Below are 15,550 nucleotides of genomic sequence, written 5' to 3'. Positions count from 1 at the left end.
CATCTCCATTAATCGGCGTGCCCAATGCTGAGCCCCACCGCAGGCTTCCATGCCAATCAGGCAAGGTGCCAGATTGGCAAAATGGGACAGAAAACCAGCCCGTTTGAGCTGCTTGCTCCTGATCTCGCCGGTCTCTGTTTCCACCCAATGCAACTGAAAAACAGTCTTTGCAATGTCAACACCAATTACGGTATTCTTCATTTCGGGTTCTCCTGTCTTAAGTGGTTTTTGCGAACCTCTACTTTGGCACAATGATGCCGTTGACAGCGAGAACCCGCCCTCCGAATTCCATCCCGTCTTGTCAGCTTCGCCCCTGAGGGGGAGGCGTCCATTCCATTTCTTTGCTTCGCCAAAGAAAGTAAGCAAAAAAAGGGCTGGAGCACCGCTCCTGCCAAAGCCACCACCTCCGCAGGAGGTCCCCAAATATGTCACGTGCCAGTCGGGTGGAAAGACCAACTCGCTTCGCTCAAACATGTCTTCCCACAATTCCCGACTGACACGCGCCACATTTGGCAGCGTCCCAATGCGGACTTCAAATTCAAAAACCACTTCAAAAACAACTGCAACTGCCCCGTACTTCAACCGTATCAGCTACCAGTTGACGATTCTTGAAGTGTATCAATATCGATTTGGCACAATTCCTTCTCTTCCGTCCTTCTTTGCAAAGCATGCAATATCGCCAAACTGTTCGCGGCGGACTCCAACGGCTGGACTCTGATCCGTTTAATTTCTTGATAAAGATCCTTGATCTCCGCTATAGCGCGCTCATTGCGTGGGTCGCATTCAAATAAGGACAACCCTTGATCAAAAGTGCTGCGGTCGTCGATCCATTCGTGGATCACCGTATCTGCCAGCGTCGCTGTCAGGATTTTTTTTGCTGCGATCTGGGCAGGATTGCTCTCTGTACTTGCGGCCGCGCCAAAGGCGCTGATGGCCTGGACTTCTACTACCAGCACGCGCAGCGCTGGATTAAACAAACGCAGGGTTTCGATGCGTTGGATTAATGTTTCTCCGCCATAGCCTTGGCGAGAATCGATCGGAATCACTAATACGTCGGTGGCGACCAGTGCTGCGTCGGTATTGCGGACATCGACGCCGTCGGCATCGATAATCGTATCGGGGTAGTGATTACGGTAATAGGACGCTGGGTTTTCCAGTTCCGATTGCAAGTTCTCGATGCCGCGTACGGTAATCTTCGTCTTGCTCCCGGTGGTTTGGCGTCTCTTGTCCCAACCCAGCGCATGCTGCGGCGAAGTAGCATCCAGCAACAACACCTTGTGATGGTTACGCGCACAATATGCTGCCAGATTGAGAGCGATTATTGATCGTTTCGCAAATCCGTTTTCGCTGAAAATCGTGATGATCATGATATGACCTGCGTAGCTGTCTCTGATGAATCCAGTGTAGGGAAGCGCGTATAAAGATGTCGTAAAAATACGGGCGGATCGTATAAATGACAGCTAAAAAAAAGCCAACCCGAAGATTGGCTTTCTTGCAGCATAGGGGTTCGCCCAGACTTACATGCTCTCAGCCAGCTCCGGTCCCAGTTCCAACACAGCGCGTAACTCTTTCTTTGCGGCGTCGAAGCCGGTTTTGAAATCGTCGCGGGTCTGTAACCTGGCGGCGATCACAGTGCCGGTGATGCGGCCGGTTTCGATGTCGGAACGGTAGTGGACGCCGCCGATGATGCGGTTGTTGGCATATTCGGCGGCACGGGCCATGATCTCGGCGCGTTTTTCCGGGACCATGTTGGACAATACGATGCCCATCAACGTGCCAGCTGTCGCATGGCCGGACGGGTATGCGCCGGAGCGGGATAATTTGACCACTGGCTTGACTTGATCGCTATACATGAATGGACGCGGACGCTTCCAGACATCCTTGTAGGTGTCGACCACGGCACCTTCCGAATCGACCACGCGCTGGAAGAACTTGGCGAACAGCGGTAATTGCTCTGGTTTGAATTTGACTCCCATCACATCGGCGAAACGCCAGATGTTTTCAGTCGCGTCAGCTTGCGAACGTGCCACCATTTCCGGCGTGCGGGCGGCTTGCAAGGCGAGAATTTCGCTCAGCTCGGCTTTGGTCTGGAGCGAATCGTTGGCCGGTGGCGGCGGCAGCAATTTGATCAGGTCGATTTCCTTCGACGTGATGAAGGGATTTTCCTCGCGCGCCAGCACCGATGCGCTGCAGGCGACGAGGGACATGACCAGTACGGAAGCAATGAATTTACGCATGACGGTACTTTCAAATAAAAACGGATTAATAGAAAGACAAAACAAACAAATCGATAAGATCAAACTGACGTCAAAACATCAGGATTTGAATTCAACCCAGACCTGATACACATGGTCCTTGCCCTGCATATCGGCCGGCGGCGCTGGATAGCTGGCGCTCTGTACCGATGCCAAAGCGGCGCGGTCGATCATGCCGACGCCGCTGGCGGTGACAATCCTGGCCTGGCCGGCGATGCTGTCGCGTAGATGGAACTCGACCCGCACGCGTCCGGCAAAATGCAACGCCAACGCTGCCGGCGGATACACCACGGCAGCTTGCACCGCAGCCTTGACCTTGGCCGCGTACTCGGCGTTAGGTGCGTCCTTGTTACCAGCCGGTGGTGGTGCAGGCGGCGTCGGTACCGGCTCGGAAAAAGCGGTTGGCGCTTCGGCTAGCGGCGCAGGTGCGCTAGGCGCCGGCTCTGGAGTCGCGACTGCCGCTGCCGGTGCAGCGGGTTTCTGCGGCGGCACCTTGGTCTTGGGTTGGACCTGCGGTTTGGGCAGGGCAACCGGCGGTAACGGCTTCGGTGGCGGCGGTGCTGGCGGGGTTGGCTCCGGCGGCGCCGGTTCTTCACTGACCAGGGTGATCGGCACCGGTTCCGACAAGGCCGGGCTGGACGATGCCGCACCTGCCAGCATCAGCGCCACCACGGCGACGATGCCCAGCTCGGCCAGGATCGCCAGCGCAAACGCACGGCTCGGGAAATGGCGGAAATTAATCAACATTGCCGCCTTTATTTACTATCGCCGTTGCGGGTCGCAAGGCCGAGTTCGGTGACGCCACCCTTTTTGATGGCATCGATAGCCGCCATCACCTGCTGCAGCGATGCGGTTTGGTTGCCGGCGATGGTGACCGCGGTCTTGCTGTTGTCCTGCTGGCGTAGCTTGTCAGTCAATTGCGTCGGCGTCAGCTGTTGCCCCTCAACCAGCAGGGTGCCGTCTTGCTGGATCTCGACCAGCAGCTTGGGTGCGGGAATGCTGACTGCGGTGGAACTGGTGGGCAGCTTGGTCAGGTGACCGGAAGCCGGGATCATGCGCAGTGTCAGCATCGCGAAGAAGACGAGCAGGAACAGCATGATGTCGATCATCGGAATGATTTCTATCCTGGCCTTCTTGGTTTCCAGATAACGCATCTCAAGCCCTCGCCGCCGGATGGGAAATCGACTTCACGTTGGATACGCCAGACGTGATTCGCGGCTGCAGCCGGTCGTGACGATTAAGCAACATGACCTTGATGGTTTCCAGCTGATGCAGCACGATGCGTACGCGTGTATGCAGGGCGTTGAAGAAGGCTAGTCCGATCATGGCGATAAACAAACCGGATGCAGTGGCGATCAGCGCTTCGGCAATTCCGCCAGTGACCTGGGCCGCGCCGTTTTGCGTGTCGCCCAGTACGTGGAAAGCGTTGAACATGCCGATGATGGTGCCGAACAAACCGAGCAGCGGCGCCAGCGTGACAACGGTATCGAGCAACCACAGCGAGCGGTCGAGCGTCGGCACTTCATGCATGATGGCTTCTTCCAGATGGCCGTCGAAAGTGGCGCGGTCAACATTGGCCGGCTCATGCTGCAGCACATCGAACAAGCGGCCGTGCGGCAGGCGCGCCAGTTTTTGCGGCAACACGCCCTGCTCTAGACCGCCATCTTCACGCTTGAGCATGGCGATGATCTGTTCGCCGCCTTGCTGCATGTTGGACAGGTAACGCGCGCGTTCGATGATGACGGTCAGGGCGACCAGCAACAGCACCAGCATCAGGTACAGCGTGCCGCCGGATTCGTTGGCCAGTTCAAGCAAGTGTGAAATATTCATGATGTAGATTCAGGTAAATGGGAGAGCAAAGCTCTCCCTGTGGATCGAATGCCCTGGAAAATCAGAAATCCAGATTCAAAGCCAACGACAAACTCCGTGCCGGCAAAAGCGTCAACACATCTCCCGGCGCCGGCGCCGAAGTCGTGGTGCTGGCTGGATTGACACCGACGATGCTGTGCTTGTCGAACAGGTTGTTGATGCCGAACTGGATCTTGGCCTGTTTAATAAATTGCGCCGGATGCTTGATGGTGTAGTTGACGAACAGGTTGGAGATCGTGAACGGCGCGATCTTGACTGCCTGGTGCACGCTGCCATTGTCGTTGTACATGGTGCCGACACGCTTGTTGAGCCAGCCGATATCCCAGCCGCCCTGGTTGTAGTTCAAGCCGAGTGTTTCGGTATCGCTAGGCGCACTGGCTATCCATTGGCCGTTGCCGTACTTGGCCGTGCCGTAAGTGGCATTGGCGTACAGGCTGAAACCCGCGCCCAGGACGACGTTACCTTCAGCTTCGACGCCTTGGGTAGTTGAGCTGCCGTTGGCGAAGAAAGTGGTGTTGCCAGCGTTGTCGGTAAAGGACGAGTAGGCGTTATCGAACTTGATATGGTAAGCATCGATATCGAAGGTAAAGCGGTCGGATTTCCAGACCGAGCCGATCTGGAAGGTCTTGCTCTTGATCGACGACGGCAGGGCGGTGACTTTGGCGTTCTTGACATCGAATATGCTGCTCGGCGGAATTTCATCGCCAACCACGTACTGGCCGTAGACCGACCAGTTCGGCTGCAGCATGTAATGGACATCGAACGACGGCAACACCGTGTTGTATGTCACCGCATGCTCGACGCTAGGCAGGCCGCCCAGGTTGCCGACGGTCTTGCCGTTATCGGCATATTGGGTCAGGTCCTGGCGATACGACGAATATTTGACGCCTGGCGTGATTTTCAGATCCTGGGCAACCTGGAACTCATATTCGACGAACGGTTGCAGGATAGTGGTCTTGAAGCGCTCATGGAAATTCGGCAGTACCGAGTCGACCCAGGTCCGTGGGTCGGATGGAATCTGGTAGCGATTGGTATCGGCATTTTCCGCCCACAGGCCGGTGCGCAGAATGCCGAACCTGGATTCCTGGCTCAGGCGCAGCAGGTTACCGTAGGTGCGGTAGCTGTTGAGCTTGTCGGTGCCGCTAGTGGCCGTGATGGTGGTACCGTTGTAGTTCTGCTGATTATGATAAGCGTAGGTGTAGAGCTTGTCGTCCAGCTTCCAGCCGCCGCCGAGGTTCGAGGTCAGGCCGGCATATTCGAAGTCCGAGGTGACATGATAGAAATTGTAGCCCCAGTAGTTGGCCTGCTTGGGATTGTTGCTCAACAAATAATCCTCGCCGAACTGCGCAATCTGGGCGCGGGTCGCACCTTTGGTATTCGGGGTATTGGCTTTCAGATCGATATAGGAACCGAACAAGGTCAACGCGGTGTTGTCGGTAATCGCATATTGATATTTGAGCGACACTGCATCGCGCGTTTGCTTGTTGTAAGTTTGATAGCCATCCGATGTCATTTGATGGGCATTCACCAGCAGGTTGGACGAGCCGTCCGGACCGAACTGGCCGCTTTCAACCTCGGCACCGTAAATCTTGGTATTAAATGAACCGTATGAACCGAATACGCTGGTGCGTTGGTCCGGCTCCAGGTTGCGCGACAGCAGGTTGACCGAACCGCCGAAGTTGGCAGGGCCGATGGTCGCTGCCGAGCCCGGGCTGCGGTCGACTACCGCGCCACCCAGGAACTGACTGGGGAAAAATGCCCACGTGTGATGCGACGGACTATTCGTATCCTGAAATGGAATGCCGTCGAAGCTGATCGTGTAATCGCCGTCGGAGAAACCGCGGAAGAAGGTCTTGGTATCGCCCAGGCCGACACCGTTCGGGCTATAGCTGTACATGCCCGGCGTCATCTGCAGCACCTGGCTGAAATCGGCCACCGGTGAAGTCAGGTTGCGGATGAACTCATCGCTCACTATCGATTGCGCCGAACGTGCTGTCAGCGAACTCTGCGACGGTGCGGTCTTGTCGGCAGTGATGGCCTTGCCGGTTACTTCAACGGTACCGGAACCACCGTTGGCGCTGACTGCACCAAGATCAGTTGCTTGCTGCGCGCTGGCGATAATCGGCGCGGCCATGCACATGACGGCTAATGCCTGCAAAACTTGCTGGGTAGTTGGCTTCAAACTCGGCTTAAAACTGGGGCGCTTCATTTCTAGGTTTCCTTTTTTTGAATTCAGATCGTGTCGTAAAAATCGAAAGAAGATGGTCCGTGAATGGCTTGCAGCTAGGTGCAGAAGCGTGCTGGCCGTAGTTCGGGGCGAAGCATAAGCTTTGAAAATTAAGCGAAAATGATCTGCAAAAAATCTGCCCGAATCTGTCTGATTTACGTCAATCACCCGCACATTTCACGCGCTCGTCACAATCGGCTGCTATTTTGTAAGGTCGACCAGGCCAAGAACTCCAATGCGCTTACTTCTGATAGAAGACGACTACATGCTGGGAAATAGCATCCGCAAAGGGTTCTATCCCTATGGCTTTACCGTTGACTGGACCCAGGACGGGATTGCCGCCGAAGCCGCCCTGGCTGCGGAGTCCTATTCGGCCGTGATGCTGGATTTGGGGTTGCCGCGCAAATCGGGACTGGAAGTGCTGAAGAAAATGCGCTCCGACAGCAACAGCACGCCGGTCATCATTCTGTCAGCCAGCGACCGCGTGCTGAACCGGATTGAAGGACTGGATGCGGGCGCCGACGATTACCTGAGCAAACCCTTCGATCTGGATGAACTGGCCGCACGCGTGCGCGCTTTGCTGCGGCGTAGCGGCGGCCGCACCAGCCCGTTGCTGACGCATGGCGATATCCATTTCGACCCGGCCGGCAATACCGTCACCTACAAGGGCAAGAATATTTCCCTTAGCAGCCGTGAACTGATGGTGCTGGCTGCGCTGATAGAGAAACCTGGCGCGGTACTGTCGCGAGCCCAGCTGGTGGACAAGGTCTATGGCTGGAACGATGAGGTCGAGAGCAATACCATCGAAGTGCATATCCATGCATTGCGGAAAAAATTATCTCCCGGCGTAATACGGAACATCCGTGGCCTCGGCTATATGCTCGCCAGCAATGAAAGTGCATGTGTCAATTAGGAATCGCCTGCTGTTCTGGCTGCTGTCCGGATTAACCATCCTGGGCGCCTGTTTTGTACTGGCAGACTATCTGATCGACCGCGCTTTGCTGGCCGATATCTACGACGACCAGATGAGCCAGATCGCATTCGCCATTCCGGCCCATTTCAACAACAGCGACCTGGAAAGATCCGCTCCGCCGTTGAAATACGATGGCGACGACAGCATCCTGCAGATTTGGGATCAGAACGGAAAACTAGGCTATAGCTCCCATCCCGACATCATCCTGCCGCAATTCTCCACTCTTGGATTCAGTGAAGTGCGGTGGCGTGACGGTGAGTGGAAGCTGTATATCCGCAAAACCGACAGCAATTTTATCCAGGTCGCGCAATCGCTGAGCGGCAGGCGCAATATAGCCGTCGAACATGCGTTGCGCTCTCTGATCCCGCTGCTGCTATTCTTGCTGATCATGGGCATGCTGATACATTGGAGTGTCGGCACCGGATTGCAATCATTAACCCGCCTGTCGCAGGAATTGGAAAAGCGCACTCCCGACAAGCTGGGACGTCTGGCCTCGCAAGACCAGCCGGCCGAAATCAAGCCGCTGACGCATGCACTCGACACCTTGTTGCAACGCCTCGGTATCGCCCTGGAGGGGCAGAAGAAATTTATTGCCGATGCTTCGCATGAACTACGCACGCCATTGGCAACCTTGCAAATCCAAACCCAGCTGGTTGAACAATCGCTGGGAAGCGGGCGCGAGACTTATGCGCTGGCCGATCTGAAGGCTGGCGTCAAAAGAACCAGTCATCTGGTCGAGCAACTGCTGATGGTGTCGCGCCTTGAATCCGCCGGTATCCAGGATCAGCACGTTCCGCTGCAACTACACGAGATTGCGCGCGAGGTGACGATTGACCTTATCCCCTATGCCAACATGCGAAAGATCAACCTCGGCGTGGAACAGCTGGACGCGGGCGCTGTCATCGGATCGGAACATCACTTGCACATCCTGCTACGCAACCTGATCGACAACGCGGTGCGTTACACGCCCAGCGGCGGCCAGGTCGACGTCACCATCCGGGCCCGGCAAGATGACATCCTGCTGGAGATAGAAGACAGCGGCCCCGGCATTCCGCCGGCAGAAAGGGAGCGCGTCTTCGACCGTTTCTACCGCTGCCTGGTGCCGCAAGCAACTGGAAGCGGTCTTGGCCTGGCGATCGTCAAGCAGGTGGCCGAGCTGCATCAGGCTGAAGTACAACTCGGTCAGGCGCAGCGGCTGCGCGGATTGAAAGCCAGCGTTATCTTCAAGAGAGCCGCCTGGTAATCTGTAATTTGCAAGCAGCAAAATTCTTGTTGACTTCAAGTTTACTTGAACTTGCATACTGGGTTCGTCTACTACTTATCCTGAGCCAATGACATGAATCAACGACTGCGCGAACCCACCCTGCATCGGCTGCTCGACGACAATGCCCGCTTTGCAGCAGACAACGGAGGCATGGCCAATCACTGTCCGATGGCGCTTTGCGCGCTGGCCGGCATGGGTGCGCAACCTGCGCGCCTGCAGGAATTTTTCGACAGATGGGAAGGCCGCTTCGCGCTGGCTGCCAAGCCTGCCGCCAGGTCCGTCAACCGCGAAACCTGGCCGCTTTTCCTCGGCGATGCCAGCACATTCACCGCTTTGCGCGGATTCTATGAAGAATGGATCTGGAGCGCCGGCGCGGATGCAGTGCTTGCACAAGTTCTGAGCCGGATACCGTTTGCCCCTGCCAGCGGTGCTTTTCACGCTTTGATCCGGCTCGGATATGGCCTGGAAGCAGAACATGTCGGCGAAATCGCTGCCGGACTTGCGGCGCTAGTCAGTGGCAATCTGCATATCGATATGGGATCGCGGCAACGCGTGCCCGCCGCTTCGGTGAAGCAAGGTTTGGCGGCATTGTCGCGCGCAATGGGCGGCAAGACATTCACTGGCGACTGGATTGTAGCGCGCCTGCGAGCGGTGGGTGCCGATCCGTCGTTTTACGCGACGCTGCCGGCCGCACCGGCGCAACCCCAACAGCAGCTGCTCGACGACATGGCACAGGCGGCAATTGCCTTGTATTGGCAAACCAATAATTTCACTGCCTTGCATGTCGTCACCGGCCTGCACGCCGCGCGCCGCGTCCTGACGCATTTGCCGGCAACGCTGGCGCAGCGCTTGTTGCCGGATTTGTGGGTAGCGTTTTGTGCCGCCTATGTGTCGACAGGTGCGCCGCCTCTGGCCGCCTCACATGCCACTCTGCATGCCACATTGCCAGAGGAAGAGATCCTGGCCGACAGCGCGGACACGTGGCATGACCTGTTCACCACCGCCATCGCTTCCGATGACGACCACGTGATCAAGATGGTGTACACCTGCTATTGCGAGAACCGGCGCGCGCCGTCGCCACTGTATCTGGCTGCAGCGGCGCGGCGAGCGGGCCGCGTGTTCCAGATGCATTAGTGCCGAATCAGGTGATAGGCGCCGGATTGAACAACGTCAATGCGTTATGCAATTTGTGATGTTCCGCCCAAGTCTTCTTGCGGCCGCTGGCGACATCCAGCATCAGATGGAACATTTCCCAGCCGACGTCTTCGATGCTAGCTTCACCACTGGCAATGCGGCCGGCGTTGACATCCATCAGATCGTGCCAGCGCCGCGCCAGGTCGTTGCGCGTCGCCACTTTGATGACAGGTACTGCAGCCAAACCGTAGGGCGTGCCACGGCCGGTGGTGAATATGTGCAGGTTCATGCCAGCCGCCAGTTGCAAGGTGCCACAGACAAAATCGCTGGCCGGCGTGGCTGCATAGATCAAGCCTTTTTGCTTCAACTTGTCGCCAGGTGAGAGCACGCCGGAGATGACGCTACTGCCCGATTTGACGATCGAGCCCATGGCTTTTTCGACGATGTTGGCGAGGCCGCCTTTTTTATTTCCCGGCGTGGTGTTGGCGCTGCGGTCGACGCCGCCGCGGGTAAGATAGTCGTCGTACCAGGCCATCTCGCGGATCATGGCCTCCGCCACCTCGGCGTTGGCGGCACGCGCAGTAAGCTGGTCGATACCGTCGCGCACTTCGGTGGTCTCGGAAAACATCACAGTGGCGCCGGCGCGCACCAGCAAGTCGCTGGCAAAACCCACCGCCGGATTAGCCGTGACGCCGGAGAAAGCATCGCTGCCGCCACATTGAACGCCGACGATCAGTTCCGATGCCGGACAAGAAACACGGCGGCGCTTATTCAATTCGCTCAATTGCTCTTCTGCAGTAGCCATGATCGATGTGATCATCGACTCGAAACCGACGTGTTCGGCATCCTGCAAACACACCACCCGCAAGCCCTCTTCCTTGCCGCCGGTGCTTTGAATCGGAATCGATCCTTGCGGGAACAGCCGGCCTGGTTGCAATTTTTCGCAACCCAGGCTGACCACCATGGCCTGCCCGCCGAAATTGGGATTCATGCTGATGTTACGCAAGGTGCGGATCGGGATCTCGGCACCCGGCGCGTCAATCGCCACGCCGCAGCCGTAGGTATGTTCAAGGCCGATGACATCGTCGACGTGCGGGTATCGCGGCAGCAATTCGGCCTTGATGCGCTTGACAGCGTGTTCCACTACGCCGGATACGCATTGCACGGTGGTGCTGATCGCCAGGATATTACGGGTGCCGACTGTACCGTCTGCATTGCGATAACCTTCGAAGGTGTAGCCGTCCAGTGGCGTTGCAGCTGCCGGAACGCGGGTGGCAATCGGCAGGTTGGTCAGTTCTCGTGCCGGCGGCATCCGCACCAGCGATTCTTCGATCCAGCTTCCTTGCGCAATCGGCCGCTGCGCGTAACCGATCACCACGCCGTAGCGGACAATCGATTCGCCTTCCGCCAGATCGCGCAGAGCGACCTTATGGCCCTGCGGTACTTTGTCGCGCAGCACCAACCCGCACGGGAAGATCGCACCGGCCGGCAAACCGCCGTCATTGACGACAATCGCAACGTTGTCCTGCTCCTGCATGCGGATATACAGCGGCGTATTGTTGTTGTCCGTATCGACAACCGGTGCTGCCTTGATCATGATTCCACTCCAGATAATTTCTTGTATGGCTGTCCTGCGTCGTCAAGCGGCTTGAGCTCGACGCGCTTGATATCTTTCACAATCACCAGGTAGCTGATCACGGCTAGCAAGGCATTGGCGCCGACATATACCAGCGCCCACTCGAAGGAGCCGGTTTCCTTGATGATATAGCCGATCACGATCGGTGCAGTGATGCCGGCGATATTGCCGAACATGTTGAACAGGCTGCCGGTGAGACCGATGATCTCCTTCGGCGAGGTATCGGCCACAACGGCCCAGCCCAGCGCACCAACACCTTTGCCGAAAAATGCCAGCGCCATGATGCCGACCACCATCCATTGGGTATCGACGTAATTGCACAAGATCATGGTGGTCGACAGCAGCAAGCCGGCGACGATAGGAATCTTGCGGGCCCAGGTCAGCGAGAAGCCGCGTTTGATCAGTCGATCCGAAATCATGCCGCCCAATACGCCGCCGAGAAAGCCACAGATCGCCGGCAAGGAAGCCACGATGCCCGCTTTCAGGATCGACATGCCGCGTTCCTGCACCAGGTAGATCGGGAACCAGGTCAGGAAGAAATAGGTGATGGTATTGATACAGTACTGGCCGAGATACACACCCGCCAACATGCGATTGCTGAGCAGTTGCTTGAGGTAACCCAGCTTGACGCCGCGGTTGACTTTGCTGGCCGTGCCACCCTTGGCCGCGCTCTTGCTGCCTCCCAGTCCCTGGTCCATGTCGACCAGGCCGCCGCCGTCGCGGATATGCGCCAGCTCTGCCGAAGTCATGCTCGGATGATCTTTCGGGCTATGCATCGCCCTCATCCAGATCATGCTCAGCACCAAGCCAGCAGCGCCCATCACGACAAACGTCTGCGACCAGCCGTAGGCATGCGTGATCCAGGCCATCAAGGGGGCGAACAGCACGGTAGCAAAATATTGCGCCGAATTAAAAATTGCCGAAGCAGTCCCGCGTTCAGTTGTCGGAAACCAGGCGGCGACGATACGGCCGTTGGCGGGGAAGGAAGGTGCTTCGGCCAGACCGACCATGAAGCGCAACATGAATAGCGCCGGCACTGCCCACAGCGCACCGAGAAAATGCACCCCGCCTTGCAACAGGGTGAATAGCGACCAGATGAAGATGCTGGCGGCGTACACGCGCTTCGAGCCGTAGCGGTCAAGCAACCAGCCACCCGGCAATTGCCCCAGCACGTAAGCCCAGCTGAAGGCGGAAAAGATGAATCCCATGGTGACAGCGTCGAAGCCCAGCTCGCTCTTCATTGCGGTACCGGCAATGGAAAGGATGGCGCGATCGGCGTAGTTGAAAGTGGTCACCATGAACAGCATGAACAAAATCGTGTAGCGCAGCTTGCCACGTTGAGCCGATACCGGCCCAGTCGTTTTGTTGATAATCACCTACGTCTCCTGTCTTTTTCCAGAGTCAGCGCTTGCAATGAAGCCGCTTGATACACTGCAGATCCCCACTATCCGAACTCGTCACCGCGCATCTTGCGTATTTTGCGGATCGGGGCCGGATTGTCGGCTGTTGTTTGTCGGTTATTGCCTGCCCGTTGTTACTTGCTGCAGGGCGCCGTTCTTATTGTTATTAGTGTTTATGTGTACTAGACTACAGTTGTGTTATCAGTCATCCTACAACTTGAATCGTAGTATAATCACCGAAAAATAATTTGGCAACTAGATTTACTTTTCCCGCGGCCCCACCCTATGAATACACCGCTCAATACTCTGCCCGTTCCAAGCGCTCCGCCGAAAAAACATCGCAACCTGGCGCAGAGCGTGGTCGCCAATATTGCCGACAGCATTCGCACTGGCGTCAGCAAACCGGGAGACAAGCTGCCGACCGAGTCTGAACTGATGCGCACGCAAGGCGTCAGCCGTACCGTGATACGCGAGGCGATTTCGCATCTGCAAGCCTCGGGACTGGTAGAGACGCGACACGGCATCGGCACGTTTGTATTGGCAGCAAGCAACTCCAGTAATTTCGACATCGATCCGGAAACCGTGGTCACCATGCGCGATATCCTGGCCATCCTGGAACTGCGCATCAGCCTCGAAGCAGAAGCCGCCGGACTGGCGGCGACACGGCGCAACGACGAGCAACTGGCGCAAATGCGGATGGCGCTGGATGCCTTCCAGAAAAGCGCCAACGAGCATGGCGACTCGGTTGCGGCCGATGTGCAGTTCCATCTGCACATCGCCCAAGCCACCGGCAACCGTTATTTCGTCGATATCCTGACCCACCTCGGCACCACCATCATTCCGCGCACCCGGATCAATTCCGCCAAGCTGGCGCATGACGATCCGGCTGCCTATCTGGACCGCGTGCATCGTGAGCATGAAGATATCTACAACGCCATCGTGCGCCAGGACCCGGAGACAGCACGGGCGGCAATGCGCACCCACCTGAGTAATAGCCGCGAGCGTTTGCGCAAGGTGCAGGACAGCATGGCGTTGCAGTCGTAAACGACGAAAAAGCCACAAAAAAGCCACGACCAGACGGCGACAACGAACCGAGCGCAATCGAATAAAATCGAACAATCAAGCTGCCGGCATGCCCGGTCGCTCCACAAACTCCGTAAAAACCCGCATTGCGACGCACGGCTAACCGCCTGCTCCGCCATGGATTTCCGCCGTTTTTAACGCCGCGCTTCACTCTCCTGAATAAAACAAATGACATTTCCCGGCTTGCATACTGCAAATCTTTGTTGTACGATGACTGATAACATAAGTCCCTGAACGCCAACATGCCCTTCTGCGTGGCAAAGGCGCTCAATCATCAACCGCAGCACTACACGATACCGAGACCATGAATCCTCAAGAACTCAAACAAGTACTTTCCTCCGGCTTGCTGTCTTTCCCGATTACCGATTTCGATGCGCAAGGCAATTTCCGCCCGAGCACCTACGCGGAACGGCTTGAATGGTTAGCTCCCTACGGTGCGAGTGCCTTGTTTGTGGCAGGCGGCACTGGCGAGTTCTTTTCGCTCACCACCTCCGAATACTCTGACGTAGTACGGCTGGCGGTAGAAACCTGCCGTGGCAAAGTACCGATCCTGGCCGGCGCCGGCGGCCCGACCCGCACCGCCATCGCTTTCGCACAAGAAGCCGAACGTCTGGGTGCGCAAGGCATCCTGCTGATGCCGCATTACCTGACAGAAGCATCGCAAGATGGTTTGGTAGCCCACGTCGAAGCCATCTGCAATTCGGTCAAATTCGGCGTCGTCGTGTACAACCGAGGCATATGCAGCCTGAATGCAGATTCGATGGAATTGCTGGCAGCGCGTTGCCCTAACCTGATCGGCTTCAAGGATGGCATCGGCGACATCGAACTGATGGTATCGATCCGCCGCCGCCTCGGCGACCGCATGACTTATTTGGGTGGCTTGCCGACAGCAGAATTGTTTGCCGCACCGTACAAGGCGCTCGGCGTACCGGTTTATTCGTCGGCGGTATTCAATTTCATGCCGAAACTGGCTATGGATTTCTATACTGCAGTCAAGAATGACGACCACGCTACCACTGGTCGTTTGCTGGATAGTTTCTTCTTGCCTTACCTGGCAATCCGCAACAAGAAAGCCGGTTACGCTGTGAGCATCGTCAAAGCTGGCGCAACTATTGTCGGCCATGATGGTGGGCCGGTACGGACGCCGTTGATTGATTTGAATGCGGAAGAGCGTGAGCAGTTGAAGGCATTGATTTTGGCGCAAGGGGCGCAGTAATTATTGACGCAGGCAACGGCGTTTACTCCGTGGACCGTTAATTAGGGTCAGAGTCAAGTTTCGCGATAAAGCCTGCGAAAGTTGACTCTGACCCTAAATAACTGCGTGGGGTTGTTTTTGACGCGGCTTTTGACGTGCCTTCCGCATTGGGACGCTGCCAAATGCGGCGCGTGTCAGTCGGGAATTGTGGGAAGACATGTTTGAGCGTAGCGAGTTGGTCTTTCCACCCGACTGGCACGTGACGCATTTGGGGACCTGACCGAAGGGAAGGCAGTGGCTTTGCGGTCGCCTTTTCTTTGCTTACTTTCTTTTGGCCGGGCCGCGCAGGCAAGCAAAAGAAATGGAATGGACGCCTCCCCCTCAGGGGCGAAGCTGACAAGACGGGATGGAATTCGGAGGGCGGGTTCTCGCTGTCAACGGCATCATTGTGCCAAAGTAGAGGTTCGCAAAAACCACTTAAGACAGGAGAACCCGAAATGAAGAATACCGTAAT

Annotated in this window: 13 protein-coding genes and 1 pseudogene; 5 read left to right on the top strand and 9 right to left on the bottom strand. The window is 56.7% G+C overall.

Going from position 1 to position 15,550, the window contains the following annotated elements; genetic code table 11:
- The 7 genes and pseudogenes from BM029_RS24830 to BM029_RS24800 form a co-directional block, all read right to left on the bottom strand.
- Nucleotides 1-201 (bottom strand): annotated as a pseudogene (locus BM029_RS24830) (IS110 family transposase); the annotation flags it as partial.
- Nucleotides 202-587: 386 nt separating this feature from the next.
- Nucleotides 588-1,367: a hypothetical protein gene (locus BM029_RS24825; RefSeq protein WP_092440652.1), complete on the bottom strand. Its 780-nt coding sequence runs from the start codon at nt 1,365-1,367 to the stop codon at nt 588-590.
- 150 nt (nt 1,368-1,517) lie between these two features.
- Nucleotides 1,518-2,237 (bottom strand): acid phosphatase, encoded by a 720-nt coding sequence (locus BM029_RS24820; protein WP_092440650.1) that lies wholly within the window; start codon nt 2,235-2,237, stop codon nt 1,518-1,520.
- Nucleotides 2,238-2,315: 78 nt separating this feature from the next.
- A complete protein-coding gene (locus BM029_RS24815) occupies nt 2,316-3,002 on the bottom strand; it encodes an energy transducer TonB (RefSeq protein ID WP_092440647.1) in 687 nt (228 codons plus the stop codon).
- Nucleotides 3,003-3,010: 8 nt separating this feature from the next.
- On the bottom strand, nt 3,011-3,409 hold the full coding sequence (locus tag BM029_RS24810) for an ExbD/TolR family protein (RefSeq protein WP_092440645.1): 399 nt from the start codon (nt 3,407-3,409) through the stop codon (nt 3,011-3,013).
- A 1-nt stretch (nt 3,410) separates the two neighbouring features.
- Nucleotides 3,411-4,085, bottom strand: coding sequence for a MotA/TolQ/ExbB proton channel family protein (locus BM029_RS24805; RefSeq protein ID WP_092440643.1), 675 nt, complete (start codon nt 4,083-4,085; stop codon nt 3,411-3,413).
- Nucleotides 4,086-4,146: 61 nt separating this feature from the next.
- Nucleotides 4,147-6,333 carry a TonB-dependent receptor domain-containing protein gene (locus tag BM029_RS24800; protein ID WP_092440641.1) on the bottom strand — a complete coding sequence of 729 codons (2,187 nt, stop codon included), beginning with the start codon at nt 6,331-6,333 and terminating at the stop codon, nt 4,147-4,149.
- Nucleotides 6,334-6,586: 253 nt separating this feature from the next.
- On the opposite strand from BM029_RS24800, the gene BM029_RS24795 reads away from it, so the two are divergent.
- The 3 genes from BM029_RS24795 to BM029_RS24785 all read left to right on the top strand — a co-directional run bounded on the left by BM029_RS24795 (nt 6,587) and on the right by BM029_RS24785 (nt 9,722).
- On the top strand, nt 6,587-7,264 hold the full coding sequence (locus tag BM029_RS24795; protein ID WP_092440639.1) for a response regulator transcription factor: 678 nt from the start codon (nt 6,587-6,589) through the stop codon (nt 7,262-7,264).
- Complete coding sequence (locus BM029_RS24790; protein WP_244545213.1) at nt 7,254-8,567, top strand: ATP-binding protein; 1,314 nt, start codon at nt 7,254-7,256, stop codon at nt 8,565-8,567. Before BM029_RS24795 ends, BM029_RS24790 begins: the two co-directional genes overlap by 11 nt.
- 93 nt (nt 8,568-8,660) lie before the next feature.
- Nucleotides 8,661-9,722 carry a questin oxidase family protein gene (locus BM029_RS24785; protein ID WP_092440636.1) on the top strand — a complete coding sequence of 354 codons (1,062 nt, stop codon included), beginning with the start codon at nt 8,661-8,663 and terminating at the stop codon, nt 9,720-9,722.
- Between the two features lie 7 nt (nt 9,723-9,729).
- Here BM029_RS24785 and garD read toward each other — a convergent pair whose 3' ends face one another.
- On the bottom strand, nt 9,730-11,319 hold the full coding sequence (gene garD / locus BM029_RS24780; RefSeq protein ID WP_092440634.1) for a galactarate dehydratase: 1,590 nt from the start codon (nt 11,317-11,319) through the stop codon (nt 9,730-9,732).
- On the bottom strand, nt 11,316-12,665 hold the full coding sequence (locus BM029_RS24775; protein ID WP_244545214.1) for an MFS transporter: 1,350 nt from the start codon (nt 12,663-12,665) through the stop codon (nt 11,316-11,318). Before BM029_RS24775 ends, garD begins: the two co-directional genes overlap by 4 nt.
- A gap of 378 nt (nt 12,666-13,043) precedes the next feature.
- Between BM029_RS24775 and BM029_RS24770 the strand changes: the two genes are divergently transcribed.
- The gene (locus BM029_RS24770; RefSeq protein WP_092440630.1) at nt 13,044-13,802 is read left to right on the top strand and encodes a FadR/GntR family transcriptional regulator; all 759 of its coding nucleotides are present in this window, start codon (nt 13,044-13,046) and stop codon (nt 13,800-13,802) included.
- A 343-nt stretch (nt 13,803-14,145) separates the two neighbouring features.
- Nucleotides 14,146-15,057, top strand: coding sequence for a 5-dehydro-4-deoxyglucarate dehydratase (gene kdgD / locus BM029_RS24765; protein WP_092440628.1), 912 nt, complete (start codon nt 14,146-14,148; stop codon nt 15,055-15,057).
- The last annotated feature ends 493 nt before the right edge of the window (nt 15,058-15,550 follow it).

This window comes from Collimonas sp. OK607 (genome assembly GCF_900111995.1).
GTDB lineage: Bacteria > Pseudomonadota > Gammaproteobacteria > Burkholderiales > Burkholderiaceae_D > Collimonas.
This window is presented reverse-complemented; position numbering and strand designations above follow the sequence as displayed.

Coding starts and splice junctions, on each gene's coding strand:
- BM029_RS24825 (WP_092440652.1), bottom strand. CDS start 1,367: ATGATCATCACGATTTTCAGCGAAAACGGATTTGCGAAACGATCAATA.
- BM029_RS24820 (WP_092440650.1), bottom strand. CDS start 2,237: ATGCGTAAATTCATTGCTTCCGTACTGGTCATGTCCCTCGTCGCCTGC.
- BM029_RS24815 (WP_092440647.1), bottom strand. CDS start 3,002: ATGTTGATTAATTTCCGCCATTTCCCGAGCCGTGCGTTTGCGCTGGCG.
- BM029_RS24810 (WP_092440645.1), bottom strand. CDS start 3,409: ATGCGTTATCTGGAAACCAAGAAGGCCAGGATAGAAATCATTCCGATG.
- BM029_RS24805 (WP_092440643.1), bottom strand. CDS start 4,085: ATGAATATTTCACACTTGCTTGAACTGGCCAACGAATCCGGCGGCACG.
- BM029_RS24800 (WP_092440641.1), bottom strand. CDS start 6,333: ATGAAGCGCCCCAGTTTTAAGCCGAGTTTGAAGCCAACTACCCAGCAA.
- BM029_RS24795 (WP_092440639.1), top strand. CDS start 6,587: ATGCGCTTACTTCTGATAGAAGACGACTACATGCTGGGAAATAGCATC.
- BM029_RS24785 (WP_092440636.1), top strand. CDS start 8,661: ATGAATCAACGACTGCGCGAACCCACCCTGCATCGGCTGCTCGACGAC.
- garD (WP_092440634.1), bottom strand. CDS start 11,319: ATGATCAAGGCAGCACCGGTTGTCGATACGGACAACAACAATACGCCG.
- BM029_RS24775 (WP_244545214.1), bottom strand. CDS start 12,665: ATGCTGTTCATGGTGACCACTTTCAACTACGCCGATCGCGCCATCCTT.
- BM029_RS24770 (WP_092440630.1), top strand. CDS start 13,044: ATGAATACACCGCTCAATACTCTGCCCGTTCCAAGCGCTCCGCCGAAA.
- kdgD (WP_092440628.1), top strand. CDS start 14,146: ATGAATCCTCAAGAACTCAAACAAGTACTTTCCTCCGGCTTGCTGTCT.